Annotated in this window: 11 protein-coding genes and 1 pseudogene; 8 read left to right on the top strand and 4 right to left on the bottom strand. The window is 69.2% G+C overall.

Annotation, left to right across the window (positions count from 1 at the left end):
- Positions 1-29 precede the first annotated feature (29 nt).
- From WT60_RS13220 to WT60_RS34450, 5 genes and pseudogenes are all read left to right on the top strand, one after another.
- Complete coding sequence (locus WT60_RS13220) at positions 30-575, top strand: phospholipase D-like domain-containing protein (protein ID WP_082745266.1); 546 nt, start codon at positions 30-32, stop codon at positions 573-575.
- Positions 532-1,001, top strand: a pseudogene (locus WT60_RS34935) (hypothetical protein). Before WT60_RS13220 ends, WT60_RS34935 begins: the two are co-directional and overlap by 44 nt.
- Positions 1,002-1,012: 11 nt before the next feature.
- On the top strand, positions 1,013-1,894 hold the full coding sequence (locus WT60_RS13210; protein ID WP_038744856.1) for an alpha/beta fold hydrolase: 882 nt from the start codon (positions 1,013-1,015) through the stop codon (positions 1,892-1,894).
- Positions 1,895-2,504: 610 nt separating this feature from the next.
- Positions 2,505-3,134: a glutathione S-transferase gene (locus WT60_RS13200; protein ID WP_038749728.1), complete on the top strand. Its 630-nt coding sequence runs from the start codon at positions 2,505-2,507 to the stop codon at positions 3,132-3,134.
- Between the two features lie 195 nt (positions 3,135-3,329).
- Entirely contained in the window at positions 3,330-3,488 is a 159-nt protein-coding gene (locus tag WT60_RS34450; protein WP_156443777.1) for a hypothetical protein, read from the top strand.
- 18 nt (positions 3,489-3,506) lie between these two features.
- On the opposite strand, the gene proP is transcribed toward WT60_RS34450, so the two are convergent.
- Positions 3,507-4,991: a glycine betaine/L-proline transporter ProP gene (proP, locus tag WT60_RS13190; RefSeq protein ID WP_060356450.1), complete on the bottom strand. Its 1,485-nt coding sequence runs from the start codon at positions 4,989-4,991 to the stop codon at positions 3,507-3,509.
- Positions 4,992-5,522: 531 nt separating this feature from the next.
- Here proP and WT60_RS13180 point away from each other — a divergent pair.
- A complete protein-coding gene (locus WT60_RS13180; protein ID WP_038749732.1) occupies positions 5,523-5,855 on the top strand; it encodes a YnfA family protein in 333 nt (110 codons plus the stop codon).
- A gap of 663 nt (positions 5,856-6,518) precedes the next feature.
- Here the strand turns inward: WT60_RS13180 and dnaQ are convergent.
- Genes dnaQ through WT60_RS13160 form a run of 3 tightly spaced genes read right to left on the bottom strand, consistent with a single transcriptional unit; the run spans position 6,519 to position 8,553 of the window.
- Entirely contained in the window at positions 6,519-7,241 is a 723-nt protein-coding gene (gene dnaQ / locus WT60_RS13170) for a DNA polymerase III subunit epsilon (protein ID WP_038749736.1), read from the bottom strand.
- 56 nt (positions 7,242-7,297) lie between these two features.
- Positions 7,298-7,744: a ribonuclease HI gene (gene rnhA / locus WT60_RS13165; RefSeq protein WP_038749739.1), complete on the bottom strand. Its 447-nt coding sequence runs from the start codon at positions 7,742-7,744 to the stop codon at positions 7,298-7,300.
- A complete protein-coding gene (locus WT60_RS13160) occupies positions 7,741-8,553 on the bottom strand; it encodes a class I SAM-dependent methyltransferase (protein ID WP_038749742.1) in 813 nt (270 codons plus the stop codon). Before WT60_RS13160 ends, rnhA begins: the two co-directional genes overlap by 4 nt.
- 20 nt (positions 8,554-8,573) lie before the next feature.
- Here WT60_RS13160 and gloB point away from each other — a divergent pair, with 20 nt between their 5' ends.
- Together gloB and WT60_RS13150 are read left to right on the top strand one after the other, a co-directional pair.
- Positions 8,574-9,380, top strand: a complete 807-nt coding sequence (gene gloB, locus WT60_RS13155; RefSeq protein ID WP_060356448.1) for a hydroxyacylglutathione hydrolase — start codon at positions 8,574-8,576, stop codon at positions 9,378-9,380.
- Positions 9,381-9,533: 153 nt separating this feature from the next.
- Positions 9,534-11,120 carry a transglycosylase SLT domain-containing protein gene (locus WT60_RS13150; RefSeq protein ID WP_059647131.1) on the top strand — a complete coding sequence of 529 codons (1,587 nt, stop codon included), beginning with the start codon at positions 9,534-9,536 and terminating at the stop codon, positions 11,118-11,120.
- The last annotated feature ends 57 nt before the right edge of the window (positions 11,121-11,177 follow it).

Below are 11,177 nucleotides of genomic sequence, written 5' to 3'. Positions count from 1 at the left end.
ATGGGGGAGGTGGCTACAATTGCCGCCCCATGACATACCGCGTTCGTTTCGCTCCCGTCTTCTCGTCCGTTTGCGCACTGCTCTGCGCGACGTCCGCGCCCGAATTCGCGCGCGCCGCGCAGATTCCGTCGCGCGATGCCGCGCTCGGCGCGTACTTCGACGCCGATGCGAGCTCGACCGAGATCGAGGTCGAGTTGATTCGGCTCGCGCGCACGCGCGTGCTGGTCGCGGGCGGCGCGTCCGTGCCCGCGGCCGTTGCGTCGGCGCTGTGCGCGGCGCGCGGCCGCGGCGTCGACGTGCGGGTCGTGCTCGACCGGACGGGGCGCGCGACGAAGTACAGCGGCGCGGCGTTTCTCGCGAGCGCGGGCGTCAGCGTCGCGCTGAGCGAGCGCGTGTCGAACGCGCACGGGCCGTTCGTCGTCGTCGACGACGCGGTCGTGCTCGGCACCGCGAGCTTCGCGCAGACGCGCGACGCGCGCGGGGCGGGAAACTTCAACGTTTTCTATCGCGCGCCGCAGCTCGCGCAGTCGTATGCGACGGAATTCTGGCGGCTCTACGGCCTGGCGCGCCGATAGCGGGCGACGGCGGCCGCGCGGCGGCGCGGCGCGAGAACGGCGGGGCGTCGACCGAGAACTGCGGCGCGACGCCGGGCGGCGCCGCACCGGCGCGCGCGCTTCGATGCCCGACATCGCCGACATCGCCGACATCGCCGACATCGCCGACATCGCCGACTTCGCCGACATCGCCGACTTCGCCGACTTCGCCGACTTCGCCGACTTCGCCGACTTCGCCGACTTCGCCGACTTCGCCGACTTCGCCGACTTCGCCGACTTCGCCGACTTCGCCGACTTCGCCGAGCCGGTCAGACCGGCACGACCGAAAAAGCGGACAAGGCCGGCAAGACCGCCGCAACCGGTTCCGCCTCGCGCGGCCGCGCCGCCGTCGAAGCGGAGGGCGGCTGGCGGGCAATCGCGTTCGCTTGCACAATAGCCGCTCGATAGCGAGGATGTCGATGCACGAACGACCGCAGATCACGGCCGAGACGACACGGTTTGCCGCGCTGGACGGCCGACTGTTGACGGGGACTTTCCATGCGCCGGGCACGCCGGGTGCGAGCAACGGGCGCAGCGTGCTCGTGAACGGCGCGCTCGGCGTGCCGCGCGGCTTCTACGAGCGCTACGCGCGCTTCCTGGCCGGCGACGGCTTCACCGTGCTGACCTACGACTATCGCGGCGTCGGCGATTCGCGCAAGCCGCCGGCCGAAGCCGACACGGCGACGCTGCGCGACTGGGGCGAAGCCGATCTGCCCGGCGCGCTCGACCATCTCGCCGCGCGCGCGCCGTCGCATCGGCTGCTCGCGGTGGGGCACAGCGTCGGCGGGCAGATGTTCGGCCTCGCGCACAACAACGGCCGTGCGGCGGCGCTGTTGTCGATCTGCTGCCCGAGCGGCTACTGGCGGCTATGGCCGTGGCCGCGCCGGCCGCTGCTCGCGGCGCTGTGGTTCGGCGTCGTGCCGGCGCTGGGCGGCGTGCTGTCGCATCTGCCGGCGCGGCGCCTCGGCCTGGGCGGCGGCGCCGACCTGCCGTCGGGCGTGATGCGCGAATGGGCGCGCTGGAGCCGCCATCCCGACTATCTGATCGACGGCGCGGGCCGTCCGCTGCGCGAGCATTTCCGCGATTATCGCGGCCGGATTCTCGCGTACACGGTCAGCGACGACTGGATGGCGCCGCCCGCCGCGGTGCAGGCGCTGCATCGGCTCTATTCGAGCGCGCAGATCGAGCACCGCGAGATTTCGCCGGACCGCCGGCAGCATGCGATCGGTCACTTCGGCTATTTTCGCGACGATAATCGCGCGCTGTGGCCGCTCGGCGCGGCGTGGCTGCGCGAGCAGTGAGCCGCCGGGGCGGCAGCGCGCGTGATGCCGTGCCGCAAGCGGGGAGCCACGCGCCACACGCCACACGCCACACGCCACACGCCACACGCCACACGCCACACGCCACACGCCACACGCCACACGCCACACGCCACACGCCACACGCCACACGCCACACGCCACACGCCACACGCCACACGCCACACGCCACACGCCACACGCCACACGCCACACGCCGACCGCGCCGCGCGAATCCGGTTCCCGCATTTCACGAGCGCCCGCTAGGGCCTGTTCCCGCTAATAACGGGCTTGCGCTGGCCGCCAGAAGGGCCGAGCGCAAGGATTGCAACGAAGCGAATACTCGACGTATTCGCGAGGAGCATGGCGCAGCGATCGGCCCTTCTGGCGGCCAGCCCCTCGACGGATTTTTTTGATCACGGGAACGTGCCTTTGCGCCCGCATGGCGGCGTCGTTCGTCGTTGCAATAGCGACCGCTATTGCGCCTCCTCGCTCCTTGCCCTGCGGGCGCAAAGGCACGTTCGCAAGCCCGTTGTTAGCGGAAACAGGCCCTAGGCGAAGCGGGCGCGACGCGCTAAAGTCGACGCTCCCCACGTCAAGCAGAGCATTACCGATGAAGCTGATTGGCATGCTGGATTCCCCATTCGTGCGGCGCGTCGCGATATCGGCGAAGCTGCTCGGTTTGCCGTTCGAGCACCGCTCGATATCGGTGTTTCGCCAGTTCGACGAGTTCAAGTCGATCAATCCGCTCGTGAAGGCGCCGACGTTCTTCACCGACGACGGCACGATGCTCGTCGATTCGTCGCTGATCGTCGATTACCTCGACCGGCTCGTCGCGCCGCAGCGGCGGCTGATGCCCGACGATCTGCCGGCGCGCGTGCGAGCGCTCGAGCTCACCGGTCTTGCGCTCGCGGCGGCCGAAAAGACGGTGCAGGTTGTCTACGAGCATGGCCTGCGGCCGGGCGACAAGCAGCATCAGCCTTGGCTCGACCGCGTGCTCGGCCAGCTCGACAGCGCATACGGCGCGCTCGACGCGCGCATCGCGGGCGCGGGCGGCTGGCTCGTCGGCGAGCGGATCACTCAGGCGGACGTGACGGTCGCCGTCGCGTGGCGCTTCACGGCGTTCATGAAGCGCGATTACCCGGACCTCGCGCGCATCGATCCGGCGCGCTATCCGGCGCTCGCTGCGCTGTCCGCGCGCGCGGAGGCGCTGCCGGAGTTCGAGAGCACGCCGCTCGATTGAGCGGCGCGAGCCGCGGCGCAATCGGCTTCCCATACGTTGCGTGATGCTTGATGCGCGACGCGGCATCCTGAACGCGGACTGCGGACTGCGGACTGCGGACTGCGAATGGCGGATCACCAACTACCGATAACCGACTACCGATAACCAGTCACTAGTCGCCGGTGACCGGTCACCGGTCGCGGCTCACCGATCCGAATGGCGCCCGGCCAGCCGGAATCGAGCGCCGCGCGGAACGCCGCCGATTTCGGCAAGCCGGCTGCCGCCGCGCGCAAAAAAACGGAGGCGGTCTCGCCACGCCGCCCGGGCGTCGCGAAACCGCCTCCGCGGTTCGTCATCGAAGGGCGCGCCTCCTAAGCGGCCGCGCGACGATGCTTACGCACGCAGCGCGGCGGCGGGCGCGTAGCCGCCGTCGTCGCGCTCGGCCGCCTCGCGGCGCTTGATTTCTCGCGCGAGCGCATGCGCCTCGCGGTGCGACGCGACGGCGGGCGGCGAGCCCTTGAGCGGCTGGCGCGCGCTCTCGGGCAGCGCGAGCACCGAGATCGCGCCGATCACGGCGGCGCCCATCAGGTAATACGCGGGCATCATCAGGTCGCCCGTCGCGTCGACGAGCCACGCGGCCGCGAGCGGCGTCGTGCCGCCGAACAGCGACACCGATACGTTGAAGCCGATCGCGAGCGCGCCGTAGCGGATCTCGGTCGGAAAGAGCGCGGGCAGCGCCGACGGCATCACGCCCGTAAAGCACGACAGCAGCGCGCCGAGGATCAGGAGGCCGCCGAACACGAGCGACGTCTCGCCCGTGCGGATCAGGAGCAGCGCCGGAATCGCGAGCGCGAAGAGCCCGATGCAGCCGGCGAGCATCACCGGCTTGCGGCCGATCGCGTCGGACAGCCGGCCCGTCGCGAGCGTCATCGGCATCATCAGCACCATCACGATCAGGATCAGCACGAGGCCGTGCGCCTCGTCGAAATGCAGCGTCGAGGACAGATAGCTCGGCAGATACGACAGCGCCATGTAGTCGGCCACGTTGAAGATCAGCACGAGGCCGACGCACAGCAGCAGCGCGCGCCAGTGACGCACGAGCTGCCGGCGGAAATGCGCGTTCGGCACTGCCTTGTCCTGCGCTTCGCGCGCTTCGGCCTGGCGCTTGAACGCGGGCGTCTCCTCGAGCTTCATCCGGATGTAGAGGCCGATCAGGCCGAGCGGGCCCGCGATCAGGAACGGCAGGCGCCAGCCCCACGACAGCAGCGCGTCGTGCGACATCGACGCCGTCAGCAGCGCGACGACGCCCGCGCCCATCACATAGCCGATCAGCGTGCCGAACTCGAGGAAGCTGCCCATGAAGCCGCGGCGCTTGTCGGTCGAGAACTCGGCGATGAAGGTCGCCGCGCCGCCGTATTCTCCGCCCGTCGAGAAGCCCTGCACGAGGCGCGCGACGAGGAGCAGCGCGGGCGCGAGGAGGCCGATCGAGTCGTAGCTCGGGATGAGGCCGATCGCGAACGTGCCGACCGCCATCATGATCATCGTCATCGCGAGCACGCGCTGGCGGCCGATGCGGTCGCCGATCGGCCCGAACACCATTCCGCCGAGCGGGCGCACGAGGAACGCGGCGGCGAACGTGCCGAACGTCGCGAGCAGCTGCGCGGACGGGCTGCTCGACGGGAAGAACACCTGGCCGAGCGTGACCGCGATGTAGCTGTAGACGCCGAAGTCGAACCATTCCATCGCGTTGCCGAGCGCCATCGCGCCGACCGCGCGCTTCAGGAGCCCTTGGTCGACGACGGTGATCTCGTGGGGGGCGGCGGACGCGCCGTCGGCGGGCGCGATTGACGAGGAAGACGGGGCGGATGTTGCAGTCAAGGTCGAAAACTCCTGTGACGGCGGCCGAATCGCGCGAGGGGACGCGCGGTTCGCCACGGTTTGCCGGAGAGTGCGGCTCGCGATCGAACGAGGGTCGCGAGCGTGAAAGGGCGCATGAAGCGCTTAATCCGAAAGGAAGCCGATCCGGCGCGGACCCGATGGTCGTCGCGCACTCGCACTCGTGAGAAAGGCCGCCGTACGGGGACGGTCGGCCAACCGGCGCATCGCGTGGCGCTCGCGGCCGGCTGAATACCCTTCAAGGGCGTTGAAACGAAAAAAGCGGCCCGAAGGCGTGCTTTCTTGTGAGCGAAATTCCGGTCGATCCACTGCGGCGCAACGCCGAACGGCCGGGCGACCGAAATAAATGGCAGACGTAGACTGTTGAAAGAAGTGACATATTAGCACGATGGCGGAGGATCGTGCAAATTGACGCGCGGGCGCCGGTTTCTCCGGCGTCGGCTCGGGTATGATCGCGCTCGTTGCCGCGGCGTTGCGCGGCGTTTTCGACCCGCGCGTTGCGCGCCTCCGGACATGCTCCCACTCGCGAAGATCGCCGCGCTTTTCGTATTGACCGCCGTCGCCGAGATCGTCGGCTGCTACCTGCCGTGGCTCGTGCTGAAGGCCGGCAAGCCGGCCTGGCTGCTCGTGCCCGCGGCGCTGTCGCTTGCGCTCTTCGCGTGGCTGCTGACGCTGCATCCGGCCGCCGCCGCGCGCACGTACGCGGCGTACGGCGGCGTCTACATCGCGGTTGCGCTCGCCTGGCTGCGGATCGTCGACGGCGTGCCGCTGTCGCGCTGGGATGCGGCGGGCGCGGCGCTCGCGCTCGCCGGAATGTCGGTGATCGCGCTTCAGCCGCGCGGGTGAGGCCGGGGCGATGCGGCGGTGCGCGCCGGTTCGCGTCGCAGCGGGCGGTGCGGGCGATGCGGCGGCGAAAATCCGGGCGGTGCGGGGCGCGCGGTCTCCATGATCGGCGCGCGCCGACGGCCGGCGAGCCGCGCGGCGGCCGGGGCCGAGCACGGCGAGCGTCGACTAATCGCACGTGCGCATGATTCGGCCGAGCGGCGTTCGTTGGCCTGGGCGATTGCGCCGTCGCGACGGCGCGCCGCGCACATTTCCGGCTGATGGTCGATCGAACGTCGCGTGAAGTCGGGCGTCCGCCGCGCCGCGTGCCGCGCGGCGGCCGTCCGTCCGGAGAGCGGCCGATCGCGATTCAAATCGATTGCGGCGAGATTCGATTGTGGCCAGGTTCATCGTCGAGCGCGCGGCCGGCGGCGTGCGGCGGCCATGCGGGCTCCGATGATTCGCATGCGGCGCCCGACCCGCGGTGGCACATGAACGTGGCGCTGGCGCCGTGCGGCTCGCCGCGCCCTCGCGGCCGCGAATCAGCGGCAGATACCGCGCCCTGCGGCGCGGCCACGCACGCGTCGGCCGGGACGCGGAAAGGCTGAAAAGCCCAAAAGCCCAAAAGCCCAAAAGCCCAAAAGCCCAAAAGCCCAAAAGCCCAAAAGCCCAAAAGCCGAGACGCCGTCAGGCTTCGCCGGGCGTTTCCTTGCGCCACACGCACGCGCCCTTGACCGATTTGTCGAGCGCATCGAGCTGCGCTTCGTGCTCGGCGAGCTCTTCGTCGGTCGCGGCGAGCACCGGCAGGTCGAGCCCGCTGAACGCCATCCTCGGCTCGTCGCCGTTGCGGTGCTTGTCGCCGGCGTCGTCGAGCATGTCGATGACGAGGCTCTCCTGTCCGCGGGTCATCGCGAGATACACCTCGGCGAGCAGCTCCGAGTCGAGCAGCGCGCCGTGCAGCGTCCGGTGCGCGTTGCTGATGTCGAAGCGGTCGCACAGCGCGTCGAGCGAGTTGCGCTTGCCGGGGAACATCTGCTTGGCCTGCACGAGCGTGTCGATCACGCCCGCGCAGTGCTCGGTGAAAGGCGGCAGGCCGAGCAGCGAGAACTCGGCGTCGAGAAAGCCGACGTCGAACGGCGCGTTGTGGATGATGAGCTCCGCGTCGCGGACGAAGTCGCGCAGCTGGTCGACGATTTCCGCGAACTTCGGCTTGTCGCTCAGGAACTCGGTCGTGAGCCCGTGTACCGCGAGCGCGCCCGGGTCGCTGTCGCGCCCGGGGTTCACGTAGAAATGCAGGTTGTTGCCGGTGAGCCGGCGATTGAGCAGCTCGACGCAGCCGACTTCGATGATGCGGTCGCCCGCGCGTGCGTTGAGGCCGGTGGTTTCGGTATCGAGAATGATCTGGCGCATGTCGGAAAAACGGATGTCGGGTCAGTCGGGGAGCGAACAAGGGCGCGCGAGCCGGCTCATGCCTGCTCGAGCGATTCGACGCCGCGGTTCGCGAGCGCGTCCGCGCGCTCGTTTTCCGGGTGGCCGGCGTGCCCTTTCACCCAGCGCCATTCGACGTCGTGCTGCGCGACGAGCGCGTCGAGCTTCTGCCAGAGGTCCGCGTTCTTCACGGGCGTCTTCGCGGCCGTGACCCAGCCTTTCTTCTTCCAGCCGTGAATCCACTCGCTGATGCCCTTCTGCACGTACTGAGAATCGGTGTGGACGACCACCTTGCACGGGCGCTTGAGCGCCTCGAGCGCGGAGATCACCGCGGTGAGCTCCATCCGGTTGTTGGTCGTGCCGGCTTCGCCGCCGAAAAGCTCCTTCTCCTGCGTGCCGTAGCGCAGCAATGCGCCCCAGCCGCCGGGGCCCGGATTGCCCTTGCAGGCGCCGTCGGTATAGATGTCGATGGTTTGCAACGTCATGAATGTTCTTGGTGAGTGGTCGGGGTGGCGGCGGGCGTGAGGCCCGGCGCGAGCACCGGCTTTTTCATCTTGATCGGACCGACGAGTCGCATCCCGCGCACGCGCTTGATCGCCGTCACCATGTAGACGGCGCCGAAGATCGGCCACCAGCGGTCGCCCGCGGCCTCCATGAACGCATAGCGGGACAGCCACTTGTCGGTGGCGAGGGGCGGCCGGTAGCAGCCGAAGCGGCCGCGCTCGAGATCGAAGCCGAGCAGCTTGATCCAGTCCTTCAGCCGGATGAACGTGATCTGGTCGCGCGTCGCGGGGACGAACGGCCGGCTCGCCATCTTGCCGACCGATTGCCGCGCGCCCCAGAGGCTCAGCGAATTGAAGCCGGTGATCACGAGTTGGCCTTCCGGCATCAGCACGCGTTCCGCCTCGCGCAAGAGCCGGTGCGGATCGGACGTGAATTCGAGCGTGTGCGGCATCACGATGAGATCGACGCTTTGCGACTCGAACGGCAGGTCGAGCAGGTCGCACCACACGGTGCTGCGCCCGGCGGGCGCATGCTCGGCGCTGTGCGCCTCGCGCGCCCACGGGTAGTGATAGGGCGCGCTCGCGCCGCTCGCCGGATCGAGCACGAGGCCGCGGCACGGCATGCGGTTCTCGCGCAGCGCGTCGAGTTGCGGCAGCCCGAGCTGCAGCGCGTGGAAGCCGAACACGTCGGACACGGTGCGGTCGAGCTGCGCTTGCTCCCAGCCGAGCACGTAGCGCCCGGGCGGGGAGTCGGTCCAGGCGGGCCAGTCTATAATCGAACGGTCAGACATATCTCGGTGGTTGCGCGCCCATGAACGAGCTGGAATACGTGCCGGTGCCGGCATTCGACGACAACTACATCTGGCTCGTGTCGGACGGCAGCGATGCGGTCGCCGTCGATCCGGGCGAAGCCGCTCCGGTGCGCCGTCATCTCGACGCGCGAGGCTGGCGGCTGACCGCTATTTTACTCACGCACCACCACGGCGACCACGTCGGCGGAGTGGCCGAGCTGCTCGCGACCGCGCGCGAAGGCGAGCCGGTCGCGGTATTCGGCCCTGCGCACGAGGCGATCGAGCACGTCACGCGCCGCCTCGCGGGCGGCGAGCGCGTGCGCATCGGGTCGCCCGAGCTCGAATTCGACGTGATCGACGTGCCGGGCCACACGCGGGGCCACATCGCGTACTTCCAGCCGGCGGGGCGGGCGAATGCCGCGCCGCACCTCTTTTGCGGCGATACGCTGTTCTCGTGCGGCTGCGGGCGCCTCTTCGAGGGCACGCCCGCGCAGATGCTCGCGTCGCTCGACGCGCTCGCGGCGCTGCCGGGCGACACGCGCGTGCATTGCGCGCACGAATACACGCTGTCGAACATCAAGTTCGCGCTCGCGTGCGAGCCGGACAACGCGGCGCTCGCCGCGTGGCGCGACGAAGCGCTCGCGCGCCGCGCGCGCAACGAGCCGACGCTGCCGACGACGATCGCGCACGAGCGTGCGGTGAACCCGTTCCTGCGCGCGGACAGCCCGTCGATCCGCGCGACGCTCGAAGCGCAGCTACACGAGGCGGCGCCGGACCGGCTCGCCGCGTTCGCGCTGATGCGCGAGTGGAAAAACCGTTTTCGTTGAACCCTGGGAGCGATCGGGTCAAGCTCAAGCGGAATCTAGAGAGTCGGCCCCAAATACCCGATTTAGCAGGTTTTTTCGGCCTTTTTGTTGACGCGAAGCACGCACTTTCGTACTATCGCCTGCAATTTCCAGCTGTTGGAAGCCGAGATTTTCATGCGATTCCTCCTCAGTGCGCTGTTGGTCCTCACGCTCGCCGCCTGCGCGGGCACGGGACCGACCGCCCAAAATCCCGCGGCCGCCGACCCGCAAGCCGCTTCGGATTACTTGCGCAAGTCCGCCTCCGCGAAAGAAACCGTCGACGTCGACAAGCAATCGGTCGGCGATCTCACCACCGCCGACAGCGATCTCTGGGCGCGCATCCGCCGCGGCTTCCAGATGCCCGACCTGCAGAGCGACCTCGTCGACATGCAGGCGTCGTGGTACGCGCAGCGTCCCGACTACGTGCAGCGGATGACCGAGCGTTCGCAGAAGTATCTGTACCACATCGTCGAGGAGCTCGAGTCGCGCCATATGCCGACCGAGCTCGCGCTGCTGCCGTTCATCGAATCGGCGTACAACCCGCAGGCGCTGTCCGTCGCGAAGGCGGCGGGGATGTGGCAGTTCATGCCGGCCACGGGGCGCACGTACAACCTCAAGCGCAACATGTGGCAGGACGAGCGGCGCGACGTGCTCGCGTCGACGAGCGCCGCGCTCGACTACCTGTCGCGCCTGCATGACATGTTCGGCGACTGGTATCTCGCGCTCGCCGCGTACAACTGGGGCGAGGGCAACGTGCAGCGCGCGATCGCGCGCAACCAGGCGGCCGGCTTGCCGACCGACTACCAGAGCCTGCGGATGCCGAACGAGACGCGCAATTACGTGCCGAAGCTGCAGGCGGTCAAGAACATCGTGATGAACCCGCAGCAGTTCGGCCTCGCGCTGTCGGAGATCCCGAACCACCCGTATTTCGTGACGGTCACGACGTCGCGCGACATCGACGTGACGGTGGCCGCGAAGCTCGCGAACCTGCCGCTCGACGAATTCAAGTCGCTCAACCCGTCGTTCTCGAAGCCGGTGATTCTCGGTGCGACGCAGCCGCAGATCCTGCTGCCGTTCGACAACGCATCGGCGTTCGAGAAGGGCCTGAAGTCGTACGGCGGCCAGCTGTCGTCGTGGACCGCATATACCGTCACCGAGCGTTCGCGGCCCGCCGCGATCGCGGAGAAGATCGGCGTCGACGCGGACACGCTGATGCAGGTGAACAAGATTCCGGCCGGCATGCGGCTGAAGCCCGGCTCGACGATCGTCGTGCCGCGCACCGACGACGACGACGAGGACATCAGCGCCGACGTCGCCGAGAACGGCGCGCTCGCGATGGAGCCGGACGTGCCGGACACGCGCAAGATGCTGATTCGCGTGCGGCGCAAGCAGTCGATGGAAGCGCTCGCGAGCCGCTACGGCGTGTCGGTCGCGCAGCTGCGCGCGTGGAACCGCACGCGCCGCGCGGTCGTGATGCCGGGCCAGACGATGGTGCTGCACGTGCCGGTCGGCCGCGCGGTGCCGGCCGAGCCGGGTCCGGAGCGGATCGCGACGTCGGTGTCGGGCGGCCACATCGAGCGCGCGAGCCTGCATACGGGCGGCAAGGCGAGCCGCGGCCGCAAGGCGGCGCCCGTGGCGGCGAAGGCGCCGGCGAAGGCCGCGAAGAGCAGCGCGAAGGCCGCGCCCGCGAAGGCCGCGAGCCACAAGGCGAAGAAAAAGTAAGACGAAATGGCGTGCGCGCGGCGGGGGCTTTCCGGCCGCCGGCGCGTAATCGACTAC

Origin of the sequence: Burkholderia sp. MSMB617WGS (assembly GCF_001532025.2) — a bacterium.
Lineage (GTDB): Bacteria > Pseudomonadota > Gammaproteobacteria > Burkholderiales > Burkholderiaceae > Burkholderia > Burkholderia savannae.
This window is presented reverse-complemented; position numbering and strand designations above follow the sequence as displayed.

Bases quoted from the DNA above. Each gene is read 5' to 3' on its own strand.
- WT60_RS13220 (WP_082745266.1), top strand. From the start codon at position 30: ATGACATACCGCGTTCGTTTCGCTCCCGTCTTCTCGTCCGTTTGCGCA.
- WT60_RS13160 (WP_038749742.1), bottom strand. From the start codon at position 8,553: ATGTCTGACCGTTCGATTATAGACTGGCCCGCCTGGACCGACTCCCCG.
- WT60_RS13150 (WP_059647131.1), top strand. From the start codon at position 9,534: ATGCGATTCCTCCTCAGTGCGCTGTTGGTCCTCACGCTCGCCGCCTGC.
- rnhA (WP_038749739.1), bottom strand. From the start codon at position 7,744: ATGACGTTGCAAACCATCGACATCTATACCGACGGCGCCTGCAAGGGC.
- WT60_RS13180 (WP_038749732.1), top strand. From the start codon at position 5,523: ATGCTCCCACTCGCGAAGATCGCCGCGCTTTTCGTATTGACCGCCGTC.
- WT60_RS34450 (WP_156443777.1), top strand. From the start codon at position 3,330: ATGGCGCCCGGCCAGCCGGAATCGAGCGCCGCGCGGAACGCCGCCGAT.
- WT60_RS13200 (WP_038749728.1), top strand. From the start codon at position 2,505: ATGAAGCTGATTGGCATGCTGGATTCCCCATTCGTGCGGCGCGTCGCG.
- WT60_RS13210 (WP_038744856.1), top strand. From the start codon at position 1,013: ATGCACGAACGACCGCAGATCACGGCCGAGACGACACGGTTTGCCGCG.
- gloB (WP_060356448.1), top strand. From the start codon at position 8,574: ATGAACGAGCTGGAATACGTGCCGGTGCCGGCATTCGACGACAACTAC.
- dnaQ (WP_038749736.1), bottom strand. From the start codon at position 7,241: ATGCGCCAGATCATTCTCGATACCGAAACCACCGGCCTCAACGCACGC.